29 protein-coding genes and 1 other RNA gene are annotated in these 25,370 nt (G+C 38.6%); 27 read left to right on the top strand and 3 right to left on the bottom strand.

The features are described from left to right. The first annotated feature begins 273 nt into the window (after positions 1 to 273). The 16 genes from ABH902_RS02390 (at position 274) to ABH902_RS02315 (ending at position 12,039) form a co-directional block, all read left to right on the top strand. Complete coding sequence (locus ABH902_RS02390; RefSeq protein ID WP_404588921.1) at positions 274 to 741, top strand: hypothetical protein; 468 nt, start codon at positions 274 to 276, stop codon at positions 739 to 741. Between the two features lie 5 nt (positions 742 to 746). Beyond that, entirely contained in the window at positions 747 to 1,475 is a 729-nt protein-coding gene (locus ABH902_RS02385; protein WP_404588920.1) for a GntR family transcriptional regulator, read from the top strand. A 125-nt stretch (positions 1,476 to 1,600) separates the two neighbouring features. Beyond that, a complete protein-coding gene (locus ABH902_RS02380) occupies positions 1,601 to 2,017 on the top strand; it encodes a PTS sugar transporter subunit IIA (protein ID WP_404588919.1) in 417 nt (138 codons plus the stop codon). A gap of 25 nt (positions 2,018 to 2,042) precedes the next feature. After that, a complete protein-coding gene (locus ABH902_RS02375; RefSeq protein WP_404588918.1) occupies positions 2,043 to 2,516 on the top strand; it encodes a PTS sugar transporter subunit IIB in 474 nt (157 codons plus the stop codon). A gap of 10 nt (positions 2,517 to 2,526) precedes the next feature. After that, positions 2,527 to 3,309 carry a PTS mannose/fructose/sorbose/N-acetylgalactosamine transporter subunit IIC gene (locus ABH902_RS02370; RefSeq protein ID WP_404588917.1) on the top strand — a complete coding sequence of 261 codons (783 nt, stop codon included), beginning with the start codon at positions 2,527 to 2,529 and terminating at the stop codon, positions 3,307 to 3,309. Continuing rightward, entirely contained in the window at positions 3,299 to 4,108 is an 810-nt protein-coding gene (locus tag ABH902_RS02365; protein WP_404588935.1) for a PTS system mannose/fructose/sorbose family transporter subunit IID, read from the top strand. Before ABH902_RS02370 ends, ABH902_RS02365 begins: the two co-directional genes overlap by 11 nt. Positions 4,109 to 4,124: 16 nt before the next feature. After that, entirely contained in the window at positions 4,125 to 5,117 is a 993-nt protein-coding gene (locus ABH902_RS02360) for an SIS domain-containing protein (RefSeq protein WP_404588916.1), read from the top strand. Positions 5,118 to 5,119: 2 nt separating this feature from the next. Then, a complete protein-coding gene (locus ABH902_RS02355) occupies positions 5,120 to 5,851 on the top strand; it encodes a hypothetical protein (protein ID WP_404588915.1) in 732 nt (243 codons plus the stop codon). A gap of 221 nt (positions 5,852 to 6,072) precedes the next feature. After that, entirely contained in the window at positions 6,073 to 7,563 is a 1,491-nt protein-coding gene (locus ABH902_RS02350; protein ID WP_404588914.1) for a BglG family transcription antiterminator, read from the top strand. Continuing rightward, positions 7,553 to 7,981 carry a PTS sugar transporter subunit IIA gene (locus tag ABH902_RS02345; RefSeq protein WP_404588913.1) on the top strand — a complete coding sequence of 143 codons (429 nt, stop codon included), beginning with the start codon at positions 7,553 to 7,555 and terminating at the stop codon, positions 7,979 to 7,981. The genes ABH902_RS02350 and ABH902_RS02345 overlap by 11 nt, the downstream gene beginning before the upstream one ends. Next, complete coding sequence (locus tag ABH902_RS02340) at positions 7,981 to 8,298, top strand: PTS fructose transporter subunit IIB (protein ID WP_404588912.1); 318 nt, start codon at positions 7,981 to 7,983, stop codon at positions 8,296 to 8,298. The genes ABH902_RS02345 and ABH902_RS02340 overlap by 1 nt, the downstream gene beginning before the upstream one ends. A gap of 21 nt (positions 8,299 to 8,319) precedes the next feature. Continuing rightward, positions 8,320 to 8,769: a PTS sugar transporter subunit IIA gene (locus tag ABH902_RS02335; RefSeq protein ID WP_404588911.1), complete on the top strand. Its 450-nt coding sequence runs from the start codon at positions 8,320 to 8,322 to the stop codon at positions 8,767 to 8,769. A gap of 55 nt (positions 8,770 to 8,824) precedes the next feature. Further along, the gene (locus ABH902_RS02330) at positions 8,825 to 9,925 is read left to right on the top strand and encodes a PTS fructose transporter subunit IIC (protein WP_404588910.1); all 1,101 of its coding nucleotides are present in this window, start codon (positions 8,825 to 8,827) and stop codon (positions 9,923 to 9,925) included. A gap of 32 nt (positions 9,926 to 9,957) precedes the next feature. Next, positions 9,958 to 10,647, top strand: a complete 690-nt coding sequence (gene alsE, locus ABH902_RS02325; protein WP_404588909.1) for a D-allulose 6-phosphate 3-epimerase — start codon at positions 9,958 to 9,960, stop codon at positions 10,645 to 10,647. A gap of 212 nt (positions 10,648 to 10,859) precedes the next feature. After that, the gene (locus tag ABH902_RS02320) at positions 10,860 to 11,399 is read left to right on the top strand and encodes a methylated-DNA--[protein]-cysteine S-methyltransferase (protein ID WP_404588908.1); all 540 of its coding nucleotides are present in this window, start codon (positions 10,860 to 10,862) and stop codon (positions 11,397 to 11,399) included. Between the two features lie 85 nt (positions 11,400 to 11,484). Further along, a complete protein-coding gene (locus ABH902_RS02315; RefSeq protein WP_404588907.1) occupies positions 11,485 to 12,039 on the top strand; it encodes an RBBP9/YdeN family alpha/beta hydrolase in 555 nt (184 codons plus the stop codon). Between the two features lie 617 nt (positions 12,040 to 12,656). On the opposite strand, the gene ABH902_RS02310 is transcribed toward ABH902_RS02315, so the two are convergent. Then, positions 12,657 to 14,018 carry a TrkH family potassium uptake protein gene (locus ABH902_RS02310; RefSeq protein WP_404588906.1) on the bottom strand — a complete coding sequence of 454 codons (1,362 nt, stop codon included), beginning with the start codon at positions 14,016 to 14,018 and terminating at the stop codon, positions 12,657 to 12,659. Between the two features lie 233 nt (positions 14,019 to 14,251). On the opposite strand from ABH902_RS02310, the gene treP reads away from it, so the two are divergent. Together treP and ABH902_RS02300 are read left to right on the top strand one after the other, a co-directional pair. Beyond that, complete coding sequence (gene treP / locus ABH902_RS02305; RefSeq protein WP_404588905.1) at positions 14,252 to 15,724, top strand: PTS system trehalose-specific EIIBC component; 1,473 nt, start codon at positions 14,252 to 14,254, stop codon at positions 15,722 to 15,724. A gap of 147 nt (positions 15,725 to 15,871) precedes the next feature. Then, on the top strand, positions 15,872 to 16,876 hold the full coding sequence (locus ABH902_RS02300; RefSeq protein WP_404588904.1) for a nucleoid-associated protein: 1,005 nt from the start codon (positions 15,872 to 15,874) through the stop codon (positions 16,874 to 16,876). 52 nt (positions 16,877 to 16,928) lie between these two features. On the opposite strand, the gene ABH902_RS02295 is transcribed toward ABH902_RS02300, so the two are convergent. After that, positions 16,929 to 17,285, bottom strand: a complete 357-nt coding sequence (locus tag ABH902_RS02295) for a YxeA family protein (RefSeq protein ID WP_404588903.1) — start codon at positions 17,283 to 17,285, stop codon at positions 16,929 to 16,931. A 179-nt stretch (positions 17,286 to 17,464) separates the two neighbouring features. Between ABH902_RS02295 and ABH902_RS02290 the strand changes: the two genes are divergently transcribed. Together ABH902_RS02290 and ABH902_RS02285 are read left to right on the top strand one after the other, a co-directional pair. Beyond that, a complete protein-coding gene (locus tag ABH902_RS02290; protein WP_404588902.1) occupies positions 17,465 to 18,169 on the top strand; it encodes a zinc metallopeptidase in 705 nt (234 codons plus the stop codon). 69 nt (positions 18,170 to 18,238) lie between these two features. Next, positions 18,239 to 18,574 carry a hypothetical protein gene (locus tag ABH902_RS02285; RefSeq protein ID WP_404588901.1) on the top strand — a complete coding sequence of 112 codons (336 nt, stop codon included), beginning with the start codon at positions 18,239 to 18,241 and terminating at the stop codon, positions 18,572 to 18,574. A 49-nt stretch (positions 18,575 to 18,623) separates the two neighbouring features. Here ABH902_RS02285 and ABH902_RS02280 read toward each other — a convergent pair whose 3' ends face one another. Next, positions 18,624 to 19,487, bottom strand: a complete 864-nt coding sequence (locus tag ABH902_RS02280) for a helix-turn-helix domain-containing protein (protein ID WP_404588900.1) — start codon at positions 19,485 to 19,487, stop codon at positions 18,624 to 18,626. A 68-nt stretch (positions 19,488 to 19,555) separates the two neighbouring features. On the opposite strand from ABH902_RS02280, the gene tadA reads away from it, so the two are divergent. From tadA to tsaD, 7 genes are all read left to right on the top strand, one after another. Beyond that, positions 19,556 to 20,068, top strand: coding sequence for a tRNA adenosine(34) deaminase TadA (tadA, locus tag ABH902_RS02275; protein WP_404588899.1), 513 nt, complete (start codon positions 19,556 to 19,558; stop codon positions 20,066 to 20,068). A gap of 40 nt (positions 20,069 to 20,108) precedes the next feature. Continuing rightward, positions 20,109 to 20,193: signal recognition particle sRNA small type (gene ffs, locus ABH902_RS02270), an RNA gene on the top strand. A gap of 245 nt (positions 20,194 to 20,438) precedes the next feature. After that, entirely contained in the window at positions 20,439 to 22,484 is a 2,046-nt protein-coding gene (locus ABH902_RS02265; RefSeq protein ID WP_404588898.1) for a penicillin-binding transpeptidase domain-containing protein, read from the top strand. A 122-nt stretch (positions 22,485 to 22,606) separates the two neighbouring features. Next, positions 22,607 to 23,326 carry a tRNA (adenosine(37)-N6)-threonylcarbamoyltransferase complex dimerization subunit type 1 TsaB gene (gene tsaB / locus ABH902_RS02260; RefSeq protein WP_404588897.1) on the top strand — a complete coding sequence of 240 codons (720 nt, stop codon included), beginning with the start codon at positions 22,607 to 22,609 and terminating at the stop codon, positions 23,324 to 23,326. Then, complete coding sequence (gene rimI / locus ABH902_RS02255; protein ID WP_404588896.1) at positions 23,310 to 23,876, top strand: ribosomal protein S18-alanine N-acetyltransferase; 567 nt, start codon at positions 23,310 to 23,312, stop codon at positions 23,874 to 23,876. Before tsaB ends, rimI (ABH902_RS02255) begins: the two co-directional genes overlap by 17 nt. Then, a complete protein-coding gene (gene rimI, locus ABH902_RS02250) occupies positions 23,860 to 24,324 on the top strand; it encodes a ribosomal protein S18-alanine N-acetyltransferase (RefSeq protein WP_404588895.1) in 465 nt (154 codons plus the stop codon). Before rimI (ABH902_RS02255) ends, rimI (ABH902_RS02250) begins: the two co-directional genes overlap by 17 nt. Beyond that, positions 24,321 to 25,358, top strand: coding sequence for a tRNA (adenosine(37)-N6)-threonylcarbamoyltransferase complex transferase subunit TsaD (tsaD, locus tag ABH902_RS02245; RefSeq protein ID WP_404588934.1), 1,038 nt, complete (start codon positions 24,321 to 24,323; stop codon positions 25,356 to 25,358). Before rimI (ABH902_RS02250) ends, tsaD begins: the two co-directional genes overlap by 4 nt. The last annotated feature ends 12 nt before the right edge of the window (positions 25,359 to 25,370 follow it).

Raw genomic sequence — 25,370 nt, 5'->3', positions numbered from 1 at the left:
AGTTACTGTTAAAATGTTCTAGACCAAATTTGACTAACGTCGTTCTTAAGAGGTGCTAGTCTTTTTTTGCTTTTTTTGGGTTAGTTTTCGTATAAAACTAAAAAACAGTTTTGTTCCGCCCACTATTTACGAATAAACGACTTTTCGTTCAACCTCTATTGGTTTACTTGTTTTTCGATGGAGAGAAACTAGTGAAAGTAAAATTTGCTAGACATAAGAAATGAATGAGGTAAAATGAAGAAGAAGCAGTCGAAGAATACAGTAGGTGAGAGCATGAAGAAATTAAAAAATATCAGAGAGTACCATACGCCGATTGAAAGAAGTTTAATTGAAGAGCACACGATCGAGCTAATTGCTGAAACTGAAGAAGCGCCTAAAAATTTTTATGATGTATTATTAGGGGGTCAAAATGTAGGCATCATTATTGAGCGAACCTTCCTTTTATCGCTGGATAAAAGACCGAAAGCTTTGATTCGTTCAATCTTTCCTAAAAAATGTCTTCAAGCATGCCACGACAGATTGGAAGATATCGAAGGACATGTAGATGTACAGTTTCATGCAGTTAAAATAAAAAAAGAAATATCCTTATCCTGGCCTACCTCAGAAGAAGCGGAAATGCTGCAACTAATCGGAGACACACAAGTAATTATTGAAAAGCAGTTTATTTTAGATAAGCAGGAGCAAATTATTCGTTATGAAGAAGAAATTTCAGATCCAGAGTTTTATATTTTTGAGGAGTAAATAAAATGGGAAATTTTTTATATCAAGAAGCAAAGGAAAAGATTTTAGCGTTTATTGAAGAAGGTATTTTTAAACCAAACCAAAAATTTATGACGGAACGTGAACTAGCGGAAAAACTGGGCTATAACCGTATGACGATTAAAAAAGCCATGAATGCTTTAGTAGAAGATGGCGTACTGGAGAAACGACGGGGGGCCGGAACCTTCTTAACTGAATATGGGCACTCTAGCCGCTTTAATATCGGGGATAAATCACCAATTTCATTAACACAAGGGATTCGTACAAAGGGCATGACCTCTTCCAGCTTTGTAGAGTCGTTTCAGTTGATTTATCATACGGCAAAGCTCATGGAGATTTTTCCGGAATATTATGAATTTTTTGAGCTGATACGCATTCGTGAAGCAGACGGTAAGCCTGTTTCCATTCAATATGCTTATTTTCCTTTTCGTTTGTTTAAAGATGCGCACCGCTATAACTTCAGTCAATTTTCTTTGTATGATTATATGGAGTACAAAAATAAACGTCCTGTGAAGTTTAAAAAGAAGTTGGCTGCTTTTCGGGTGGAAGATGAAGAGCTATTTTCCAAAATCAATGCCCGAGCGGGAGAATATATTCTAAGGTTTGAATATTATGGCTATACGGCGCATGATGAGCTTGTAGAATATACAGAAGCCTTTTTTGATCCGAACCAAATTAATTTTACTACAGAGATTGAGCGAGAATTGGTTCTTTAATTGGTTCTCTTTTAAGACCATTTTGAAAAATTGGTCTTTTTTTTATTGTTTTCAACCGCTTTCTGGCTTATTATCTACTCAGAGATAGTCATATCTTGGAACCAATTTTAAAGGGGGTTACAGCAATGAAGCTGATTTTAGCTAGTCATTCCACTCTGGCAAAAGGGATGAAAGAAACGGCGGAGTTTATCATGGGAAAGCAGGAAAATCTGGAAGCGATTGCCGCTTATCTGGATGATTCGGTCGCATTGCCTGATCAATTGAGAGCAACTGTGAAAAACGTTGGTGAAGAACCAATAATCTTTTTGTCAGACATCAAAGGAGGGAGCGTTAATCGTATAATCACCGAGTTTATTAATGGAAAGAGCAATTATTTTTTAATCGCAGGTATGAGCTTGCCACTGGTTTTAGAGCTGATTGGTACTAACTTCAGCAATGATCCTGTAGAAATTAAGGAAAAAATCAGACAAATTATTCCAGTAGCTGTAAGCGGAACAGAACTAATTGAACTGACTGAAACAGAATTAAGTGATGATTTTTAAATAATGATCAAAGGAGCAAAGATCTATGATTAAAATGACTAGAATTGATTATCGTTTATTGCACGGACAAGTGGCTTTTGCCTGGACGAATAACTTATCAGCAGATGCGATATTAATCGCAAACGATCAAGTAGTAAATGATTCATTCAGAAAACAAACGTTAAATCTGGCCAAACCAAATGGTGTGAAATTGATTTTCAAAAGCATTGAAGATTCAGTTGCTGCAATTGAAAGCGGTGTTACGGACAAATATAAAGTATTCATTATTGTTGAAAATGTCAATGATGCTTATCGCTTAGCGAAAAAATGTCCCGCGATTAACAAAATTAACCTTGGTTTATCTGCCAAAAGAGAAAACACCACCAATTTGGCAAAAGCAGTCTATGTAACGGACGAAGAAAGTAGTCAATTGAAAGAATTAGCACAAAATGGTGTAGAAATTTTAGTAAAACAAGCACCAAATGATGCAAATGTTGACTTTTTGTCATTGGTAGAGTAGGAGGATTAAGATGATTTGGCAAGTGATAGGGATTTTTGTCATTGCATTTATTGCGAATATGCAGGACTTTCTAGGGTCTTCTTTTATTGGCAGACCGATTGTAACAGGGATGTTTGTCGGACTTTTATTTGGTGATTTAACTCAAGGTTTAATCATGGGAGCTACATTGGAGCTGGCATTTTTGGGGTTAATGGGTGTTGGTGCTACGGTACCGCCGGATGAAATTATCGGAGGGATTTTAGCAACCGCTTTGGTTTTGAAAAACGGCTATGGGATTGACGTAGCTTTAACGCTTGTTTTACCGATTGCGGCTTTAGGTCTTGCAGTGAAAAACATTTTATATGTTATTGTTTTCCCAGCCATGACACATAGAGCTGAAAAACTTATTGAAGAAGGTAAAATTAAGCAAGCGGGAAATATGCATTTAATTGCTTCCTTTACAAGGATTCTATTGATGACAATTGTGACAACAGTAGCCTTTGCAATTGGTTCAAATATGGTTGACAAGATTCTTGATTTGATTCCACAAGCTTTTATTGACGGGATGAATATTGCAACAAGTATTTTGCCAGCAGTTGGTTTTGCGATGCTAATCAACATGACATTCTCCAAAAAGGTAGCGCCTTTCTTTTTCCTAGGTTTTGTTTGTGTCGCTTATTTAAAATTGGATATGATAGCAACAGCGATGATTGGCGCGATTTTCGCCGGCATCATGTACATTATTATGTCTGAAATTCAAAAAAACAAAGGCCAAATAAATGTGTCTGGAGAGGAGCAGTATGATGACTTCTAAGCAAATTACAAAAAAGGATTTAATGGGTGTCTTCTGGCGCTCAATGCCGATGGAAGCTTCCTTTAACTACGAGCGGATGATGAGTCTAGCCTTTGCTTATAGCATGGGCGGAGTTATTGAAAAGCTTTATCCAGATATTGAAGACCAAAAAGAAGCGATGCGGCGACACTTGGAATTTTTTAATTGTACGTCCGCAACATCTCCGTTTATCGCTGGTGTTGCAACATCAATGGAAGAAAAGAAAGCTAATAATCCTGAATTCGACGAAACATCTATTAATGCGATGAAAGCAGGATTGATGGGTCCTATTTCCGGAATTGGTGATTCCATCTTTTGGGGCAGCTTGCGGATTATTGCCAGCGGGATTGGCGTTTCTTTAGCGAAACAAGGTAGCATTTTAGGTCCACTGCTCTTTTTAATCATCTTTAATGTACCGAATATTTTAGTTCGATATTTTGGTACCATGTGGGGCTACAAAGCCGGCGTTTCTTTCATTGAAAAAATGTCTGACGGTTTGATGGACAACATCACTTATGCCATCAATATTCTGGGAAATACAGTAATCGGCGGAATGGTCGCTTCCATGGTTATTATTAATATTCCAGTGAAGCTAACCAGCGGTAAGGACGCAACTACGATTCAAAGCTTGCTGGACTCAATTATGCCAGCACTGCTTCCGCTTTTAGTGACATTTTTGATTTGTCGTTTATTGAAAAAAGATGTTAAAGTGATCTATATTTTATTGGCTATTTTAGTGATTAGTATTTTAGGAGCGGTTTTTGGTTTCTTAAAAGTCTAAGTTGATGGAGGGTATCATGTATTTTAATAAAGATAATTTTATAGAAAATTACGAAAAAGTTGCCGGTCAACTGGATCAAGTAGCTGAAATTGCAAAACAATTACAACAAAAAGCTTACAAAAAAATCTTTTTGTTAGGCTCCGGTGGTGCGTATACAAAATATGTGGATTTACGTCCTTTATTATTTAAAAAGCTCAATGTGCCGTTTCTAATTACTAGTCCGGAAGAGCTTGTTTCACAATATTTAGGTGAATTGAATGAAGATACTTTAATCATTGCAGGAACCAAAACAGGAACCACGAAAGAACTGCTGTCTGCTTTGACCGCCGTTCGTAAAAACTGTGAAAAGGTGACAGTTTTAGGCTTTGTGGGAGATGATGACACTGAAATTGATCACTTAAATCTGCTGGATTATCGCATTAGCTCGGTAGATACGGATGTGCATTTAATTTTATTTGGCTGGTTTATTTTAAACTATGCTGGAATAAGTACAGCTAAAATGAAAGCAGAATTATTAGGATTAGGCACAAAAATTGGGCAAACGCTAACGGATTTGCAAGAACAGGCTAAAGCCGTAGTATATGCTATGGAACTGGAGCGCTTGCAAATGTGGGTTGCTTCTGGTCATGCTTGGGGAGAGGTTTGCTGCTACTGTAATTACATTTTAGAAGAAATCCAGTGGATTCAAGCTCAAGGCATTCATGCTTCTGAATTTTTCCATGGACCTTTTGAATTGGTTGCGGATGATTTTCAAGTGAATGTTGTTTTGAATACGGACAGCAATCGTCAACAGGATTTACGGGTAGCAGAATTTGTAAAAAATCATACTTCCGCTTATACTATTGTAGATATGCAGGACTTTGCTTTAGAAGACTTGTCCAGTGAAGTTAAGGAATTTGTAGAGCCTTATGTGCTGAATCATTATTTTGATTTGTTGCTAAGAATCTATGTGGAGCGTACAGGCAAGTCTGCTCAAACACGCAGATATTATCGTAAAATGGAGTACTAGACATGAATAAAGAACTTTTTGAATTTTTAAGCGTGCATTTTCAAACGATCTTTTCTACCAAAAAGAAAAAAGCCTTTTTAAATTGGCTGGAGCACTATATTGGTAATGACCAAAACATTCATTATGAAAAGGGGCTGTTCAAAAGGCCGCATGCGAATAAGCTAATCGTGGTCAGCTATACAGCGGATGAAAAGTATTGGTTTGGTCGCGAATTTCTCACTCAACTGGAAATGAGCCGCTTTTTTCAAAAAGTGAAACTATTCAAGATCGGCTGTTTGCTGTTAAGCGTACTGCTATTGTTTCTGACATATCATTGGTTTCAGGCAGAGGCATATTTGCTGCTGGCACTTAGTGGCGGCTTAATGATGATTAGCTATCTAATGGCTATAGGTATACCAAAAAAATATAATTTTTCCAAAATCGCAACCTTAACGACGGCAATAGAGATTTTTCAAAAGGATGCTTCCTGTGATTTATTGCTTGTTGAAGAGAATACTTTCCACATAAAAGCGCAAAAAAATATGTATCAAGAGGTATTTCTCTTCGGTGATCTCTACGCCACTCAAGCACTTTACGCAAAGAAGTTGACAGAAAATAACTATTTCATCAGCTCTGGGAAGGTCGAAAATGGAGAAATTCTTTTCTACCATTCTTGCCGTCATAAAAATGTAGGCTTACCTCAAACATGGTATAATAACCTGGCCGCTATAAAAGAAGCTGCCGCTATCAAATAAAAAAACATCAGGAAATGCTTAGGCTCTAAGCATTTCCTGATGTTTTTTTGTACAATCAGTCATTTTAGAAAAAGACTGATTGTATCTATCAGCTAAACCAATTACAATAGGCAACAGACTATTTACACGTATTCCCCAAAGTGTCCATTGCAACGGACATTTTCGAGTGAAGCGCTTTCTCGGAAACCAGTTATGATAAATCTAACAAAGGAGGGATAGCCGTGAGTTCAAAAAAGGATCGTGAACAAAAGCTATTGCTGCTTCTCTCAAAAAATCAGGAGTATCTGACCTCAGAAGATCTGGCTGAGACATTGCATACTTCTCAAAAGACTATCTACCGTTTGATTAAGAAAATCAATGCTAATTTTCCAAACGGTAGGCTCATATTATCTGAAAAAGGCAGGGGGTATAAACTAGATAAAGAAAAATTTATTGGACAAAACATGCTAAAGCAAAGTAAAGCAAGCCATCTTTCGCCGCGAGAACGTAGAAATCGAATAATGGAAGAATTACTGCTTTCTTCACCAAAAGCTAAGAAAGTGTATGACTTATACGAAGCATATTTCGTAGGAGAGAGCGTGATTTTCACAGATGAACAGGCGATCAGTGAGCAGCTGCGAAGCTATAATTTAAGATTAGTACGTAAACAGCGGACAGTTGCTATTCAAGGAGACGAAGCTGCTATACGTAAAGCAATCGCTGATCTCATTCAGCTATCCAACGTTATTGATATTGACGAGATTAAAACAAATGAAGAGCTGAACCTTAATCATTATGATGTATGTTTTATCTTAGAGCAGTTGCGCTTTATGGAAAAGCAGTTGGATATCACGCTTCCCTATCCATACAATATCAATATTTTTTCTCATTTATATATTCTAATCAGCCGCTCAAAGATAGTTGGAACAGCTGTCTTGTCTGAAAGAAGCATAAGTGGATTTGAGGAAGTAAAAGGAGACGAAAAGGAGCAGCTGTTATACAAAGTAGCATCAGCAACGATTCGCAAAATTGAGCACTATTTGATGAAGAAGCTGCCGGAAAGCGAAATATACTATTTGTATCAATATCTTGTTTCTTCACGAATGCAGGGCAGCTTTAGCAAGGTGACGACCTTTTCAGCCATCGTTACTCAGATCACGCAACGATATCTAGATGAAATGGCTGTAAAGCTGAATGTACCCATGAAAGGTGAAGCGATATTTCTTGATCTAGCCAATCATATTAAACCGATGCTGAATCGTTTGCGACATGGCATTCAAGTGAAAAACAGCCTGCTGAGTCAAATAATGATGACGTATGAAGATATTTTTTCTCAAGTGAAAGAGGTGTCGGACTTCATAAGCATCACCTTTGATTTGCCTGTGGTTAACGATGATGAGAACGGCTTTATCACCCTTTATTTTGCTCGCATTATCGAGACAAACCAGTTGCCGATTAGAACGATTATCATGTGTACAACAGGAATTGGAACTTCTGAATTACTAAAAGTTAAAGTAGAGAAAAAATTTCCTGAGCTGGAAATCATTGATGTATTGGCTTCTCGCAATGCTAAAAATTTGATGGAAAAATACGCGGGGATTGATTTAATTTTATCAACCGTCCAGTTACCTGAAACAGTCTCAATTCCCTATTTGTTGGTTAGTGCAATGTTTAACGCTGACGATCAAAACAGACTGCAAAAGAAAATCGAGGCGATCTATCATGAACGATAAGCATATAAAGGTTTACTTAAATTGTGATTTGAAAAACGCCGATGAGCTGTTGTATTTTATTGCAGCAAAAACGCCGGCAATAGCTCCTGACGATCTGGTAGACAGCCTACTTGAACGAGAAACCGGTGGTAGTCTTTTTATAGCAGAGCAGGTGATTTTGCCGCATTTGGAAAGTGAGCTGCTGACAAAGAGCCAAGTGTATTTCATCACACTAAAGCAGCCTTTCTTATGGAGAAGCGCCGCTCCAGTCAAAATGGCGATCGTAATTTTATTAAAAACCGCTGAACAGTCACAGCTCAAAAGAGAAATTGCGCAATTAGCAAGAAGCTTTGCAGATGAAGCATATCTGCAAGACTTGATGAATGAAAATGAAGTGCCCACTTTTTACCAAAAACTGAAACAACAGGAGGAATCATAATGAAAATTGTCGGAGTAGCAGCATGTACCGTAGGAATCGCCCATACCTATATTGCCCAAGAAAAATTAGAAAATGCAGCCAAAAAAGCTGGTGATGAAATCAAAGTAGAAACACAAGGAACCATTGGTATTGAAAATGAATTAACGCAAGCTGAAATCGATCAAGCCGATATCGTTATATTAGCCATTGATGTGAAAATATCAGGCCGTGACCGGTTTGAAGGGAAGCGCATCATTCAGGTTCCGACAGAAGTCGCTGTAAAATCCCCGACAAAGCTAATCGAAAAAGCCAGAGAAGTTATCGCACAGCCAAAATAGTCCCAATAGAGGTGAAAAAGAATGGAAGTAAAAGAGATTGTCGATTTAAAAACTGTTAAAACCAAAATGCAGGCAAAAACCAAGGATGAAGCTTTAAGAGAATTGGCCGGCGGACTCTTGGTTAATGGCTACATTACTGATGTGGAGGGCTTCGTCAAAGATATCTATGTTCGTGAAGCTCAAGGACAGACCGGCATCGGCAATTATATCGCCATTCCCCATGGAAAAAGTACCTATGTGAAAAAAATCGGGGTTGCTATCGGGATTAACCAAACAGAAATTCCTTGGGAAACCTTGGACGGCAACGGTGTGAAAGGAATTATTCTATTTGCCGTAGGTAATGACAATGAAGGGGCAACAAGTCATTTAAAGCTGCTGGCAATGTTTGCTAAAAAGCTTGGCAATGATGAAGTCGTCGATCGCTTATTACAAGCAACTACGCCGGAAGAAGTTGTCGCAGCCTTTGCCTAAAGGAAAGAACAATGCATGAAAACTAGTGAGAAAAGAAACGGAGGAGGATGTAAAAATGAAGAAAATTAAAGAATTGAATTTAAAGGGGCATCTGTTAACAGCGATCTCCTATTTGATTCCGATTGTCTGTGGCGCAGGATTTCTAATTGCGATTGGCATGGGCTTTGGGGGAACAAGTCAAGCGGCTTTAGTTCAAGGTGAGTTCTCTTTTTGGGATGCCTTGGCAACGATGGGTGGTGCCGGTCTGGGGCTATTACCCGTTGTGATTTCAACCGGTATCTCCTTTTCGATTGCCGGTAAACCGGGGATTGCGCCGGGCTTTATTATTGGTTTAACTGCTAATGCCATTGGTGCTGGTTTTATTGGCGGGATTTTAGGTGGTTATTTGGCTGGTTATCTAGTGCTGGCTATTTTAAAATATGTGAAGGTACCGAGCTGGGCCAAGGGTCTAATGCCAACATTAATTATTCCGTTTCTGACAGCTATTATTGGCGGTCTTATCATGGTTTATATTATCGGTGCGCCAATCACAGCGTTAACGTCTTTATTAACCAATGCCTTAAATAGCTTAGGCTCTTCTTCTTTATTAGTTTTTGGGGCTGTGGTCGGTTTACTGAGCGGTGTTGATTATGGTGGACCGATTAATAAAACGGTGTTTGCCTTTGCCTTAACCATGCAGGCGGAAGGTTTAAATGGTCCAATTACGGCATTACAGCTGGTTAATACGGCAACGCCGATTGGTTTTGGGTTGGCCTTTTTCATCGCGAAACTGTTCAGAAAAAATATTTATACTACGTTGGAGGTTGAAACCTTAAAATCAGCAGTACCGATGGGTGTCATTAATATTGTAGAAGGCGTTATTCCGATTGTTATGAATGATATTGTTCGGGGTCTAATCGCTACTGCACTGGGCGGAGCTGCCGGTGGCGCTGTGTCAATGATCCTAGGTGCTGATGCAACGGTTCCGTTTGGCGGTGTCTTAATGCTGCCGACGATGTCTAAGCCGTTGGCTGGTGTTGCTGCGTTAGTGGTCAACATTCTGGTAACAGGAATTACACTAGCGATTATTAAGAAAAATGTCAGTGAAGAAGCAATGAATGTTGAACTTGAAAAAGAAGAAGAAGATATCGCACTAGATGATATTCAAATCTACTAATTAAAAAATCAAAGGAAGAAGCGAGGACTCAAATGAATAAGGTAGAATTTTCCCCTTCATTAATGACAATGGACTTGGATAAATTTAAAGAACAAATTACCTTTTTAAATCAGCAGGTAGACTCTTATCATATCGATATTATGGATGGCCATTATGTTCCCAATATTACCTTGTCGCCGTGGTTTATCGAAGAATTGCGTAAAATTACGGACTTGCCTATGTCGGCACATTTAATGGTGACGAATCCCAGCATGTGGGTACAACAGCTGATTGATTTAAAATGTGAATGGATCTGTATGCATGCCGAAGTGCTGGACGGATTAGCTTTTCGATTAATTGATCAGATTCATGATGCGAATTTAAAAGCAGGGATTGTCTTGAATCCGGAAACGCCGATTGAAGCTATTTTCCCTTATATAGAATTAGTGGATAAAATCACGGTTATGACGATTGATCCAGGCTTCGCGGGTCAGCGTTTTATTGAAAGTACCTTGGATAAAATCGTAGCATTAAGAGAGCTGCGTGAAGCAAAGGGCTACCAGTATGTGATTGAGATGGACGGCTCCTCCAACCGAAAATCCTTCAAACGAATTGATGCAGCAGGGCCGGATGTTTATATTGTAGGTCGCAGCGGACTTTTTGGCTTAGATGAGAATATCGAAAAAGCTTGGAAAATGATGGTGCGAGATTACGAAGAAATGACGGGTAAATTATTGAAATAAAGGCTATCACAGCCGAGCTTTTCAATTGGTGATTCACCTTTGAAAGGCTCGGCTGCTATTTTTTTACTTATAGTTCTTTATTGTAAGAGCGAGACGATACGTAGGAAAATTTATGATAATTGGAAGTATTTCCTCAATAAAAATTGAAAAAAGAAGAGGAAAACGGTTAAAATAGGAGTAAGAGTGAGGCTCAAGAAGGAGGTATGTACAGAATGTTATATCATACAACCCACACTACACCAATCGGCGAGGTTATGCTGGCGGCAGATGACCAACATCTAGTGGGATTATGGCTAGCTGGTCAAAAGTATTTTGGGGCTACATTGACAGAAGCAACTCAGGAAAATAACCAACTATCAATTTTTTCCGAAACAAAAGAGTGGCTGACGGATTATTTTTCCGGTCAACGTCCGGCGATTGACAAATTATCCTTAAATCCAAGCGGTAATGCTTTTCGTCAAGTTGTATGGCAGGTATTATGTGAGATTCCTTACGGACAGGTGATGACCTATAAAGAAGTTGCTCAAAGAAGCGCTGAACGAATGGACAAGTCCTCGATGTCAGCACAGGCTGTCGGTGGAGCAATAGGACATAATCCAATTTCAATTATCATTCCTTGTCATCGGGTTGTCGGATCAAACGGTAGTCTCACAGGGTATGCTGGTGGAGTGCTGAAGAAACAGCAATTGCTTAAGTTGGAAGGTGTTCCTATGTCGAAGCTCAACCTTCCGGCAAAAGGTTCTGCCCTGTAAACACTTAATGTCGCTAAACAGAAAAATTCTGTTACACTTGTTAGTAAAGCGTTATACTTAAAAAAGCTGAAAATGGAGGGAAATAATGAAAGAAAAAATTTTTCTGATTCACGGCTATACGGCTAATCCAGAGGCTAATTGGTTTCCCTGGCTCAAAGCGGAAGTGAAGAAACAACTAAAACAGGAAATTGCGATATTAAAAATGCCAAATCCGGAGGCGCCGGTGCCTCAAGCGTGGGATGCATACTGCCATAGCAAGATTGCTCATTCGGACGGAATTACTATTATCGGACACAGTTTAGGCTGTATCGAGGCTTTACGATTTGTTGATCAGCACGAGCTGAAAGAAGTTCGCTTGATTCTTGTTTCAGGGTTCGATGAAACGACAGCTTGGCTGCCGGAGTTGGCTTCTTTTACGGAAAAACCACTGCATTATGCAGAATTATTGCCGAAAATCAAACAAGCAGTTGTCATTTCAGCCATAGATGATGATATTATTCCTTATCATTATTCAGAAACGCTAGCACGTCATCTTCATTGTAAGTTTATCTTATTGCCTGAAGGGAAGCATTTTATTGATCGGGATGGTGTTTTGTCATTACCTACTGTAATGGAGGAACTTATTAATAAAAAAGATTGAATACTTTTTCTAATTCAAATTAGTAAAAAAATGAAAAGATAATCTTTCATTCGATTTTGTGAGTATATTATTTGCAAAAATAAATATTCCCTTGTATTATATAAGCATACCAACAACAACCCTTTTTATTTTTTCATTTTACTCTTTTGAGTAAAACTCCTTTTCCCGCCTTCAATAGAAGGTGGGATTTTTTATTATTTATAATTTTATTTTACATGCTTCTTAGCAGTAAGCTATTTAGTAAGAATAAATAAGGTAGTGGTCTGTTAAAATCGTAATAAACCGTATTTAGCTAGTATAAAAGTGATATAACCAAAAAAGAACAGAAAAATGCCCCTTTTTATTAAAATGATAATTGTTTTAATAGAAATTTCATTTGTATTTGTTATTTTACTTTCTTTTTAACTGTTTTCAGTTATAAAAGATATTTTTCGATGATTATTAGTTGCTATTTTTTTGTGAATATAGTATTATACAAACATACCAACAACAACCCTTTTTATTTTTTCATTTTACTCTTTTGAGTAAAACTCCTTTTCCCATCTTCAATAGAAGGTGGGATTTTTTTGTGTAAAAAAATGGAACAACGTGTTTCTTCGTTGATCCATTTAAAGGTTTTAGCCGATCATTACACTTTCATCGGGATATTTATAGTTGGCTTGTTGTTTTTGATTTTTTGCCATAAGTGAAAAGCCAACTGTATAAATACCTACGCGTCCGATATACATTAACAGCATAATGACTATTTTTCCTGTAACTGTAAGTTCTGGCGTTAAGCCCATAGTCAAGCCAACTGTTCCAAACGCCGAGAAAACTTCAAAAGCCACATATTCAATCCCCGCCGACTCAGGTATATTTTCAGTAATTGTTAGGAGCATGATCGACAATACGCAAAGAGTGAGCGTCATAAAAAATAAAGTTAATGCTCGGAAAACAGTGGTACTGCGAATCGTTCGTCCTTGAAATTCAGCGCGTGTTCGCCCCTTTAAAATAGACACAATCTGAATCACCAAAACACCAATAGTCGTTGTTTTTAACCCGCCTGCAGTTGAACCGGATGTTCCACCAACATACATTAAAAAGATGGTTACTATCAATCCGGCATTGGTCATTTGTCCATAATCAATCGAATAATAACCCGCCGTTCTAGGTGTAACTGCCATAAAAAAGGTATTGATCACCCGATCAAAAAGATCCGTTCCACTGGTCAAGTTACTTGCCAATTGTTCAGTGATACTAAAAAGCAAAAAACCGCCTATGAGTAAGCTGGCTGTTGTAATAAGTGCGATTTTAGTATGCAGTGAAAATTTTTGTCGTTTTTTGAACCGGAGTACATCCTGCCAAACAATAAAACCCAATCCACCTGAAATAATTAAAACAGCAATTACAATCATTACATAAGGCTTTGTTTGATAAGGTGTTAAACTGTCTCCCAGTAAGTCAAAGCCAGCATTACAAAAGCTGGAAATGGAGTGAAAAATACTGTAAAAAATTCCTTTTTTCCAACCAAATTCAGGAACAAAGGCGAAAGAGAGCAGAAGTGCGCCAATAAATTGAATGACACCTGCTAGTTTTACTACATACATCATCAAACGAAAGGTTCCGGACATTTCCTCCAAATTAAGCGCTTCGCGCAGTACTATGCGCGTACGCAATGTGATTTTTTTCCGTAAGATGAAATAAAGCATGACCGGCATTGTCATAAAGCCAAGTCCGCCGATTTCAATTAAAAGCATAATCAGCAATTGTCCATACTCATTCCAGTGCAGCGCGGTATTCACCGTTGTTAAGCCAGTGACGCAGACTGCCGATGTAGCAGTAAATAATGCGTCAATAAAAGGAGTAAAGGTCTGCTCGCGGGAAAAAATAGGAAGGGTTAAAAGAGCTCCGCCGCTAAAAATCAACAAACCAAAGCCCAAAGCTAAAACTTGCACGCTGGATAAGCGGCCGCGTAAATTTTTAAGTCGATTTCTTTTCATAATTCCTCCATAAAAAGTTTCAAAGCTATTTGCTACTCAATAAATTACTTCAAGTGTATCATGATCTTAAAAAATTACCAGTTAATCCGAAAAAGGGGTGTTTTACAAATGATTTCTACACTTCTAAATAAAAAAATTAAATTTCAAAAGAAAACGCTTGTAAAAATTTAAATAATAAAGTATTATACAGATACACTTAACTTGTATGTACAAGTTTAAAAGGAGGAGCAAAAATGGGCAAGTTTCACGAAGATGCACAATCACTGTTAGAAAAAGTAGGAGGCAAAGACAATATTGCTGCAGTATCACACTGTTCCACGCGGATGCGTTTTGTCTTAAATGATCCAGCCAAAGCAGATACAGCAGCGATTGAAAAGATTCCAGCCGTTAAAGGAACCTTTACAAACGCTGGTCAGTTTCAAGTGATTATCGGTAACGAAGTCGCACAGTTTTATAATGATTTTTCTGCTATTTCAGGAGTTGAAGGCGTTTCCAAGGAGCAAGGGAAAGCTGCTGCCAAACAAAATCTAAATCCAGTACAGCGGGCGATTTCTGTTTTAGCTGAAATCTTTACACCGTTGATTCCAGCTTTAGTTATTGGTGGGTTGATTCTAGGTTTTCGTAATGTATTGGAAGGGATTCCATTTGGCTTTTTAGACGGGCAGAAGATTGTTGAGGTTTCACAATTTTGGAGTGGCGTTAATTCATTCTTGTGGCTGATCGGCGAAGCGATTTTCCAATTTTTACCTGTTGGCATCACTTGGAGTATTACAAAAAAGATGGGGACTACCCAGATTCTCGGAATTGTTTTAGGAATTACGTTAGTTTCACCGCAATTATTAAATGCTTATGATGTAGCCAGTACAGCGGCTGCTGATATTAACTTCTGGGATTTTGGGTTTGCTCACGTCAATATGATTGGTTATCAGGCCCAGGTCATTCCGGCGATGCTGGCAGGTTTCTTACTAGCTTATTTGGAAATCTTTTTCAGAAAAATTATTCCACAAGCCGTATCAATGATTTTTGTCCCATTGTTCGCACTAGTTCCAACTGTTTTAGCTGCTCACGTTGTGTTGGGTCCTGTGGGCTGGACAATCGGTAGCTGGATATCTGATATTGTAAATGCTGGGTTAACGTCTTCACTAAATTGGTTGTTTGGAGCGGTCTTTGGGTTCTTGTATGCACCACTGGTTATTACCGGACTGCATCATATGACGAATGCGATTGACCTACAGCTGATCGCAGACTTCCAAGCAACGAATCTTTGGCCGATGATTGCTTTATCCAATATTGCGCAAGGTTCAGCCGTCTTAGCGGTAGTCTTTATGCATCGCGGCAATAAGGAAGAAGAGCAGGTATCAATTCCGGCGATGATTTCTTGTTATTTAGGTGTAACCGAGCCAGCGATGTTCGGAATTAATTTGAAATACGTTTATCCATTTATCGCAGGAATGATTGGTTCGGCAGGAGCGGGTTTATTTGCGACACTTTTCAGTGTGAAAGCAGTGAGTATCGGGGTTGGTGGTTTACCCGGGATTTTATCGATCGTTCCTGAATATTATGTGCCGTTTTTAGGAGCGATGCTTATTGCAGTAATCGTGCCGTTAATTCTTACGTACATTTTCAGAACAAAAGGGATTTTCAATAAGCTTGATCCAGTGGATGAAGCGACTGGCGAGTTATATGTAGAAGAAACGTCAATTTAAAAATGGCAGAGGATTTTAGTTGAAAGGCTGAAATCCTCTTTTTTAGCTTGTCAGCTGCTAAAAACACAACTTTTTTTAAGAAAACGGTTGGCTTTTTTTCATCTTTCAGTTAGACTAAATAAGGTTTAAGAAAAGGGAGATTGAGAGATGGATATTTATTTAAAAAGCGCAATTTTACACATTATTGACCGTGAAACCGGCACGCCAGTTTTTTCTGAAAAAGAACTGGATCTGACCACAGAATATATTCGGGTCTATCTAACAAGCAAGATTACTAAGCTTTCGACCGCTCAAACAAAAACAGGTATTTTAGCCTCAGAAAGTACCTTTGTAGAAAAATTGAACGGCATACCTAACAGCTTTGTAGAAAAAAGTCAGCAGCTTGCGCAACATTGGTACGATGTTTATTCTGGCAGTGAGGATGCACCGAGTGCGGATGTGCTGTTTGTTTTATATGAATTGGATACGGTCATGCATTTGGCGATGATTAAATTAAATTATAAAGAAAGTTACACGCATTATGTGGATTATGAAGATGAAGCAGTTTATAACAAATTAATTATTAATCGGGCGATTTTGCCTTCAAAATCGCAAAAGCCGGATGAGGGGTTGACGGTTAATCTAGATACTTTAGCCTATGAATTGTTGGAAAAAAGATATGAGTTTTCTGGTGAAAAAATCTGGTATTTTTCAGAAAAAGTGATTGAGTCTCAACCAGCTCCTTCTATAGAAGAAAACATGAAGGAAATAAAAAAAGCGGTGAAGCGGATCGGCAAAAAATTCAACGAGGATGAATTCGAGCTGATTGCGTCAGTAAAGGAAGCCGTTTATGAAAGTATTGAAGAAACTGGTACTATTGATAATGAACAGGTGGCCGAGCTTGTTTTTAAAGAAAATATTTCTGCACGAATGGCTTATCAAGAGGAAGTCAATGAGTCGAAATTCGTCGACAAAACGCCCCCGGTTAGAGAAGCACGTGAAATTTCCGAAAAGAAATTCGGCAAGCAAAAGCTGAAGATGAGCAATGGAATTGAATTAATTGTTCCACTTGAAGTATACCGCAATGGCGATTTAATTGAATTTGTAAACAATCCCGATGGCACAGTGTCAATTATGCTAAAAAACATCGAAAAAATTAGTAATCAGCTATAATAAATAACGAAAAAAAGTCATTCTCTACGTTTTTATGCAGAGAATGACTTTTTTAATCTTCAAGTTTTTCAAGAGCTTTTTTAGGGACGTCCTTTTCCGAGACTTCTTCCCAGCTGAGTACCCCTTTTCTAGCGTTGACTTTGAGTTTTAGATAAGCGTTAATTCTAAGCGGCTTATCTCTGATTTCTCTCATTTCTTGTACGGTTTTTTCTCCTTTTTTATCATAGGCTGTTTGTTTATAATCATATTCCGTATATTTTTCACCATTTGAAAAGTTTCCTGTATTGACTTTTCCAGTTGTTGTAATGCGGGTATAGTAATCTTTTCCACCAAAGTAATAATTATAACCAAACCAAGCTCCAGCTGACAATAGGATGAATGGTAATAAAAACGCTAAGATTTTTTTCAAGTTCTTCACCTCTTAAGTCTAGTATGCCTTTTTTTCAGAAATTAAACCATTGAAAAGTCTTAAAATTATGTGACAGTTTTGTTAGATTTTTCTCCAAAAGTTCACACTTTAATCAAGCTATTATTACACATTTTAATTGTACTCATGATACAATGGAAAAAGAAAAGGGGGAAGAAAAAATGATGCCATTTTATGGTTTTTTTGATCCAACATATTTTTTAGTAATTATTGGTTTGGTCATTTCGATGGCTGCCTCAGCTTATGTAAATTCAACCTTTAAAAAATACGATCAAATTCAAAGTAGGAACAATGTGACAGGGACAAAAGCCGCTGAATTTATCTTAAAGAAAGAACGGATTAATGATGTGTCTGTTCAAGGAATCTCAGGCGATCTGACTGATAATTATAATTCAAGAACCAAGCTGTTAAGTTTATCTCAGTCTACGGCTCAGTCTACATCTGTTGCGGCGATTGGCGTTGCAGCACATGAATGCGGTCATGCGGTTCAGGACCATACTGGCTATAGTCCTTTAAAATTACGTGCAGCAATTGTGCCGGCTGCAAACCTTGGTTCTGCGATTTCATTTCCGATTATCTTAGTTGGCGTATTGCTTAGCTGGAACCAAACCTTGATTAATATCGGTATATTTGCTTTTTCATTAGCATTGTTGTTCCAACTGGTTACTTTACCTGTGGAATTTAATGCATCTAGACGTGCGTTAAAAATTCTAGCTGAAGGCAACTTATTGACTCAAGAAGAAGTACCGATGGCGCGGAAAGTTCTATTCGCTGCTGCGCTGACCTATGTTGCGGCAGCTTTATCCACCTTTTTACAATTGCTGCGTTTACTGATTTTATTTGGCGGTAATAATCGGCGGAATTAACGGTAGTGCTCTTTTGTTACCTCATTTTTTTAGAGTGTGTTATGATGAAAAGAGAAGGAGCTGATCAGAATGAAAACTTCAACAAAAATTAGTCTTGGTTTAAGCATCGCAGCTGTGGCGGGAGTGACTGCTACTGTGATGGCTTCAGAAAAAATTGTGAAAAAGGTCTATCATATGACGAATCGCCACAAGGTCAAAAAATTCGTGAATGATAAATTCAGTGGCAATGAGAAATTATTGACAATCGTAGATGATTTATCAGATGATGAACTGGATACTGTAATGAATGTTTTGAGTAAAGTCAAAGACGGCCGAAAAAAACTTTCTTCTTACGGTGAATCATTGAAAAATAACGGCGAATCAATGAAGGATCGCCTAATGAACTTTATCGAAGAATTAATGTAAAAAAATAAAAACAGTCGGAAATTGTTTTCACAACATATTTCCGGCTGTTTTATTGCTGGATCAATAAATAGCAGAAAACAAGATCATCCATTTTTTTAAGCGACAAACCCGTTTGCTGATAAATTTTGTCAATCCGATAATGGAGCGTGTTGCGGTGCATATAAAGCTCTTTTGCCGCAGAACTAATGTTTCCTTGATTTTTCCATAAGGCTAAAATGATCGCTTGAAATTCGGTTGACTGAATGAACTGATTGCGAAAGTTTTGGACGATTCGACTTTGCTTCATTGCTTTTTTCGTGAAAAAATGCAGTGCAATATCCGTCAACGAAAAAGCGGATTTTCCTCGTGCCTGGGCTTTATTTTCCATAAACAGTTGCTGCTCTTCTTGAAACAATGCTGGTAAATTAGGCGATATAGGGAAAAAGTTGCCTATAAACGCAAGCGTAGAAGTCGCAAAATCAGCATCTAAAGTCAAAAAAATACTTTGCAGTTCTTCCAACGTATAGTGAGCTGCTCCGGCGGCTTCAATTATGAGTCCTCGCGTATCATCTATAAAAAAGAAATCAGCCAGCTGTGGAAAGATTTCTTTAATGCTGTTTTGCCATTCAGCTTGTAAAAAGGCCTTAGGTTTTTTTAGCTCAAATTGAATAACTCGTACAGAGCCTTCGGCAGTTTTAAAGGGCTGATTTTCAAAAAGGTAGCTATACCAAGGATGCTTTTGCGGGAGAATAGCTCGCTCTGCTTGTGGAAATAGCTGCTGTAGTAATTGTCTTTCTTTATCCGTTACTTCATTTTTACTGAGAACAAAAAAAACATCGTCCACTATAAATGAAAGTTCGTTATCTGAGACAGCAGTAGGGTTTTTGACGATTTTGCCGTTGGGATATATTTTTAATAATTCTTCGATTGTCATAGACACACCTCACTGTTTTATTGTACCATGAGTGACATAAAAAGGTAAAAATGAAAGGCGGAAATCCATTGAGAGAAACAAAAAGCTCTCTAACAACTGAAGCAAAAGAATATTTTATGCGTGAAGCAATTAAAGAAGCAAAAAAAGCGGAGGGACTAGCAGAAGTACCGATTGGTGCGGTCGTCGTTCGCAACGGTGAAATTATCGGCAGAGGACATAATCTCCGTGAGCACAGTCAAGATGCTACCGCTCATGCAGAAATTTTTGCGATTCAGCAGGCTTGTGCAAAGGCTGAAAACTGGCGTTTGGAACAGACACAGCTTTTTGTAACGCTGGAGCCTTGCCCAATGTGCAGCGGAGCAATGCTCCTGTCACGCGTAGACGAGGTCTATTTTGGGGCATATGATCCTAAAGGCGGCACTTGTGGTACGCTGATGAACCTGTTGGAGGACGAGCGTTTTAACCATGTGGCTTATGTGGAGGCTGGAATTTTAGCAGAAGAATGCGGCAGACTACTGACTGATTTTTTTAAGAAGCTAAGAGATAAAAAGAAAATTTTAAAAAATCAAAAGAAAGACTAGTCAAGCACATTAAAATAAGGTATACTGAATCTTGCCGAAAGGCTAGGACAATGGTGGGCTTATGAAGCGTGTCAGATCCGGAAGGAAGCAGCACTAAGTAAGTGCCGCCATGTGTCTGATTAAAAAATTGACGTACAAAGGCTGATAAGCCTTTTTTATTTTGGCTAAATTTACCCACGTAAAGGAACAGGCGTAATAGCCTCCCTATTACAAAAGTAAGTAACGAACGATTTGATAAAGGGCGATGAGCTCTTTTTTTGTTTTTTATCACTCATTAGTATTTTCTTTAATTTATTCTTATTTTCATCTATTTCAAAAAAATCTAGGGTATAATAAGAACATACTAATTTTGGGGTTGGAGGAAAGAAGCATGCAAAGAAGTGATAAAAAAACCAATAAAAAATCGAATAAGACACTTATTATAGCAGTCATAGCTATTGTTTTAGTCATTGGTGCAGTGGGCGGATATTATGCGTATGGTCAGTGGCAAACAGCTAAGGAAGTAAAGCAGGCGGAAAAAGCAGCGGATACTTTTTTAAGCGCTATTGAAAAACAAAAATTTGACCAGCTGCCTGATTTGTTAACTGCTGATTCCCTTAAAAAAAATGAATACGAGCAAAAGCAAGTAATTGAAAAATATCAGGCTATCTACAGCGGTATTGAAGCTACAAATATTAAGAGTAGTGCGGTTACTATAAAAAAGACAGAGAAAAATCAGTATCGTCTTACTTACAAATTAACGATGAGTACGCCTTTGGGTCAATTGAAAAATTTGATCTATAAAACAACCATGAAAAAAATAGACAATACGTACAAAATTGACTGGGCTCCTGCGTTGATTTTCCCTGGAATGTCTGGACAAGATAAAGTAGCTCTCAAGGTCGATGAAGCTGTCCGCGGTGAAATCGTTGACCGCAACGGTGAGGGCTTAGCTGTCAACCAAACCTTTGATCAAGTCGGCATTGTACCGGGAAAACTGGGTGAAGGTCAAACAAGAACGGACAATATCAAAGCCTTTAGCGATCAATTCAACGTTTCTGTTGAAGATATTGAAGCAAAGCTAAAACAAAACTGGGTACAGGATGATTCTTTTGTTCCAATTACCATATCCTTTGATGCAGTGACTGACTTGCCACAAGGAGCGGCAGCTCAAGATGCGGTGGTTCGTTATTATCCGTTAAAAGAAGCAGCTGCGCAATTGATTGGCTATGTTGGGAACATTACTGCGGAAGATATTGAAAAAAATCCCGAACTAACCAGCAATGGTGTTATCGGAAAAACTGGTTTAGAACAGGCCTATGACAAGGAGTTGCGCGGACAGGATGGCGGTAGTCTGGTCATTACGGATAAAGATGGAGTGACTAAAAACACCTTGCAGGAAGTTTCTAAAAAGGACGGACAGAAAATTCAACTAACGATTGACAAAAATGTGCAGTCGCAAGCTTTTACTATATTTGCAAATCGTCCGGGTAGTGCTGTTGTTATGAATCCGCAAGATGGTGATTTATTAGCCACAGCCAGCTCACCGTCTTACGATCCAAATAAAATGGCTAATGGTATTTCTCAAAAAGATTATGATGCTTATGCGAATGATAAAAACTTACCGTTTACAGCCCGTTTTGCTACCGGGTATGCGCCAGGTTCAACCTTTAAAACGATTACGGGAGCCATCGGTTTAGATAACGGTACGTTGAAGCCGGATGAAGAAATAGCGATTAATGGTTTGAAGTGGCAAAAAGATGCTTCTTGGGGCGACTACTTCGTTACACGAGTAAAAGAAGCAAGTCCCGTAAATCTTAGAACTGCTTTAGTCAATTCTGATAACATCTATTTTGCACAGCAGACCTTGCGAATGGGTGAAGATACCTTTAGAAAAGGGCTATCAAACTTTATTTTTGGTGAAAAACTTGATTTGCCGATTGCGATGAATCCGGCACAAATTTCAAACGAAGATAAGTTCAATTCGGAAATTCTCTTGGCAGACACAGGGTATGGTCAAGGTCAGCTGTTGATTACGCCGATCCAACAAGCGGCGATGTATAGTGTGTTCCAAAATAGCGGCAAGCTGGTTTATCCGAAAATCGAGTTGAATAAGGAAACAAAAACAAAGGATAATGTCGTCAAAGCTGACTCTGCCAATACAATTGTTACGGATCTTTTAGGTAGCGTGGAAGATCAAGATGGCTATGTTCACAATATGTATAATCCTGATTTTTCTTTAGCTGCTAAAACTGGAACAGCTGAAATCAAGGACAAACAAGATACCGTAGGCAAGGAAAATAGTTTCTTGTTGGCTATGGATCGCAGCAATAATAAATTTTCAGCGATGATCATGGTTGAAGATTCAAGAAAAAATGATACAGCGACAAATATCAGCAAACCGCTGATTGACTATCTAGAAGCGAATTACAAATAATAAAAAATACAGAGGTCAGCTGTAACGCCAGCTTCACCTCTGTATTTTTTATTTTGCTTTTTACGCGGCTGTAAAAATATGCTACAATAAAACGACTATATTATAGAAGGAAAGGGATTCGTGTGCGTATTTTAGCAATAGATACTTCCAACCAAACTTTGACAATTGCTGTGAACGAGGAGCAACGCTTGTTGGGAGAATATACAATAACGGTAAAAAGAAACCACAGTCTAACCTTAATGCCGGCGATTGAACGCCTAATGCAAGAGGTAGGCTTAACACCTAAAGAATTAGATCGGATTGTCGTCGCCCAAGGACCAGGCTCTTATACCGGTTTGAGAATTGGTGTAACCACGGCGAAAACATTAGCCTATACCTTGAATAAAGAGCTTGTTGGTGTTTCAAGTTTAAAAACAGTGGCAGCGAATTGTATCACGATAAATAGCATCATCGTGCCTTTGTTTGATGCTCGCAGAAATAATGTTTATACCGGTGCTTATAAAATGGAAGCTGGCCAGCTGCAAACCATCATTGCAGAGCAGCATATCGCCTTAACAGATTGGTTAAATCAGCTGGCAGACTACGAAAATGTTTTCTTTGTAGGAACGGATGTTGAAAAATTTCAAGAACAAATTCATCATACTTTACCAACCGCAGAAATTAATCGCATCGCCCACTGGCAAATACCTCATGGAGCTGTACTAGCTGAACTGGGAAGTAAGGCAGAGGTTATTGCTGAACCGCATCATTTTCTGCCAAACTATTTGAAACGGGTGGAAGCGGAAGAAAATTGGCTAAAGGAAAATCAGCCTGAGGTAGAAAATTATGTCGAAAAAATTTAAGCTTTTACAGCATCTCACAAAGCTATTTAATAAAAGTAAAAAATACAATGAGAAGAACGTGACCATTTCAAATGAGGATTACTTCGTTCGCTCTGTTGCCAATAGTGATATTAAAGATTTACTAGGAATTGAACGAGAAGTATACAATGGAGAACTGCCGTGGACTAAAACCGCTTTTTTAGTAGAGCTACAGGTTGCTGATCCGCATTTGTATTTGCTGATCCAAAAAGAGCAAAAAACAGTGGGCTTCATTGGCTGTCGGATTTTTGACAAAGAAGCGCATATCACAAATGTAGCTGTGGCAAAGGCTTATCAAGGCAAAGGCATCGGAAGTTTTTTGATCAGAGAAATGAAAGCATTCGCCCAAGCACACCAATGTGACTGTCTATCCTTAGAAGTTAGAATCAGCAATAAAAATGCGCAGCGCGTGTATCGGCAGCTAGGCTTTCAGTCAAGTACTATTAAACCCGAATATTACACTGAGAATAATGAAGATGCTCTTGAAATGATTTTGCCATTAAAAGAAGTGAAAAATGATGTACCTAAGTAAGCGCGATTTTTCACCGGAAACAGCACAAAGGCTTTGGGAAATATGTGAAGAGTCGTATGATCATGGCAGTCTTTGGTCAGCTAGACAGTTTGCAGCGGATATTGAGCAGCGGCTTAGTGAGTATTTTGTTCTAGTTCAAGAAAAGCAGTGGCTTGGTTTTATTGCCTATCATGAAATTTTTGATGAAATAGAAATAAACCATGTTGTCGTAGCGAAGGAACATCAAGGTCAGGGCGTAGGGCAACAGTTGCTGAAACAGGCGGTAGCGCATTGGATACAACAGGGATTTACGCAGGCGTTTCTAGAAGTTCGGGCATCCAATCTTTCCGCAAAAAAATTATATGAAAAAAACGGCTTTGAATTTATTAATTGTCGTAAAAATTATTATAGTCATCCGCAAGAGGATGGGGTCGTAATGTGTTTGAAATTGAAGGACGTGAAAAAATGACTTTGTTTACTAAAGAAAGAAATTTATTATTAGCTATTGAAAGTAGCTGTGATGAAACCAGTGTCGCTGTTATAGAAGACGGCAAGCATATTTTAGCGAATATTGTTGCCTCACAGGTGAAAAGTCATCGACGCTTTGGCGGTGTGGTGCCAGAAGTAGCCAGTCGCCATCACGTAGAAGAAATTACATTATGTATTGATGAGGCGTTAACTGAAGCTGAAGTAATACCGCAAGAGTTGAGCGGTGTAGCTGTAACTTATGGTCCAGGCTTAGTCGGAGCTTTATTGATCGGGATTTCAGCAGCGAAAGCCTTTGCTTGGGCGCATGATTTACCTTTGATACCTGTAAATCATATGGCGGGCCATATTTATGCCGCTAATTTTGTTGAGTCTTTACAGTTTCCTTTGATGGCATTATTGGTTAGTGGAGGACATACCGAATTAGTTTATATGAAAGAAGCCGGCTCCTATGAAATCGTAGGCGAAACAAGAGACGATGCTGCTGGCGAAGCTTATGATAAAGTAGGTCGTGTCTTAGGCTTAAGCTATCCTAGTGGTAAAGAGATTGATGAATTGGCTCATTTAGGAAAAGATACCTATCACTTTCCTCGGGCCATGCTGAAAGAAGAGAATTATGATTTTAGTTTTAGCGGCTTAAAAAGTGCCTTCATCAACACGGTTCACAATGCCCAGCAACGAGATGAAGAGCTATCAACAGAAGATCTAGCTGCTAGCTTCCAAGCGAGTGTTGTAGAGGTTCTAACAGCAAAAACGCTACGTGCATGTAAAGAATTTCCAGTAAAGCAGCTAGTGCTGGCTGGTGGTGTGGCCGCAAACAAAGGCTTGCGGGCAAGCTTAAGTGAACAAATGGCTCAGGAGCTTCCAGAGGTAACTTTCATTGTTCCTCCTCTTCATTTATGCGGCGATAATGCCGCTATGATTGGCGGTGCTGCTTTTGTAGAAGCGCAAAAGGGACATGTGGCTGATTTATCTTTAAATGCAGAACCGGGCTTAAGCTTTGTACCGATGAACTAAGCAAAATAGGAC

It is taken from the genome of Enterococcus sp. UD-01, assembly GCF_044909655.1.
In the GTDB taxonomy this organism is placed as follows: Bacteria; Bacillota; Bacilli; order Lactobacillales; family Enterococcaceae; genus Enterococcus_L.
The sequence above is the reverse complement of the archived record's forward strand: the minus strand, read 5'-3'. Positions and strand labels throughout refer to the sequence as shown.

What these genes read in the sequence shown, in the direction of transcription:
- ABH902_RS02390 (WP_404588921.1), top strand. Translation starts at nt 274, where the DNA reads ATGAAGAAATTAAAAAATATCAGAGAGTACCATACGCCGATTGAAAGA.
- ABH902_RS02385 (WP_404588920.1), top strand. Translation starts at nt 747, where the DNA reads ATGGGAAATTTTTTATATCAAGAAGCAAAGGAAAAGATTTTAGCGTTT.
- ABH902_RS02380 (WP_404588919.1), top strand. Translation starts at nt 1,601, where the DNA reads ATGAAGCTGATTTTAGCTAGTCATTCCACTCTGGCAAAAGGGATGAAA.
- ABH902_RS02375 (WP_404588918.1), top strand. Translation starts at nt 2,043, where the DNA reads ATGATTAAAATGACTAGAATTGATTATCGTTTATTGCACGGACAAGTG.
- ABH902_RS02370 (WP_404588917.1), top strand. Translation starts at nt 2,527, where the DNA reads ATGATTTGGCAAGTGATAGGGATTTTTGTCATTGCATTTATTGCGAAT.
- ABH902_RS02365 (WP_404588935.1), top strand. Translation starts at nt 3,299, where the DNA reads ATGACTTCTAAGCAAATTACAAAAAAGGATTTAATGGGTGTCTTCTGG.
- ABH902_RS02360 (WP_404588916.1), top strand. Translation starts at nt 4,125, where the DNA reads ATGTATTTTAATAAAGATAATTTTATAGAAAATTACGAAAAAGTTGCC.
- ABH902_RS02355 (WP_404588915.1), top strand. Translation starts at nt 5,120, where the DNA reads ATGAATAAAGAACTTTTTGAATTTTTAAGCGTGCATTTTCAAACGATC.
- ABH902_RS02345 (WP_404588913.1), top strand. Translation starts at nt 7,553, where the DNA reads ATGAACGATAAGCATATAAAGGTTTACTTAAATTGTGATTTGAAAAAC.
- ABH902_RS02340 (WP_404588912.1), top strand. Translation starts at nt 7,981, where the DNA reads ATGAAAATTGTCGGAGTAGCAGCATGTACCGTAGGAATCGCCCATACC.
- ABH902_RS02335 (WP_404588911.1), top strand. Translation starts at nt 8,320, where the DNA reads ATGGAAGTAAAAGAGATTGTCGATTTAAAAACTGTTAAAACCAAAATG.
- ABH902_RS02330 (WP_404588910.1), top strand. Translation starts at nt 8,825, where the DNA reads ATGAAGAAAATTAAAGAATTGAATTTAAAGGGGCATCTGTTAACAGCG.
- alsE (WP_404588909.1), top strand. Translation starts at nt 9,958, where the DNA reads ATGAATAAGGTAGAATTTTCCCCTTCATTAATGACAATGGACTTGGAT.
- ABH902_RS02320 (WP_404588908.1), top strand. Translation starts at nt 10,860, where the DNA reads ATGTTATATCATACAACCCACACTACACCAATCGGCGAGGTTATGCTG.
- ABH902_RS02315 (WP_404588907.1), top strand. Translation starts at nt 11,485, where the DNA reads ATGAAAGAAAAAATTTTTCTGATTCACGGCTATACGGCTAATCCAGAG.
- ABH902_RS02310 (WP_404588906.1), bottom strand. Translation starts at nt 14,018, where the DNA reads ATGAAAAGAAATCGACTTAAAAATTTACGCGGCCGCTTATCCAGCGTG.
- treP (WP_404588905.1), top strand. Translation starts at nt 14,252, where the DNA reads ATGGGCAAGTTTCACGAAGATGCACAATCACTGTTAGAAAAAGTAGGA.
- ABH902_RS02300 (WP_404588904.1), top strand. Translation starts at nt 15,872, where the DNA reads ATGGATATTTATTTAAAAAGCGCAATTTTACACATTATTGACCGTGAA.
- ABH902_RS02290 (WP_404588902.1), top strand. Translation starts at nt 17,465, where the DNA reads ATGATGCCATTTTATGGTTTTTTTGATCCAACATATTTTTTAGTAATT.
- ABH902_RS02285 (WP_404588901.1), top strand. Translation starts at nt 18,239, where the DNA reads ATGAAAACTTCAACAAAAATTAGTCTTGGTTTAAGCATCGCAGCTGTG.
- ABH902_RS02280 (WP_404588900.1), bottom strand. Translation starts at nt 19,487, where the DNA reads ATGACAATCGAAGAATTATTAAAAATATATCCCAACGGCAAAATCGTC.
- ABH902_RS02265 (WP_404588898.1), top strand. Translation starts at nt 20,439, where the DNA reads ATGCAAAGAAGTGATAAAAAAACCAATAAAAAATCGAATAAGACACTT.
- rimI (WP_404588896.1), top strand. Translation starts at nt 23,310, where the DNA reads ATGTCGAAAAAATTTAAGCTTTTACAGCATCTCACAAAGCTATTTAAT.
- rimI (WP_404588895.1), top strand. Translation starts at nt 23,860, where the DNA reads ATGATGTACCTAAGTAAGCGCGATTTTTCACCGGAAACAGCACAAAGG.
- tsaD (WP_404588934.1), top strand. Translation starts at nt 24,321, where the DNA reads ATGACTTTGTTTACTAAAGAAAGAAATTTATTATTAGCTATTGAAAGT.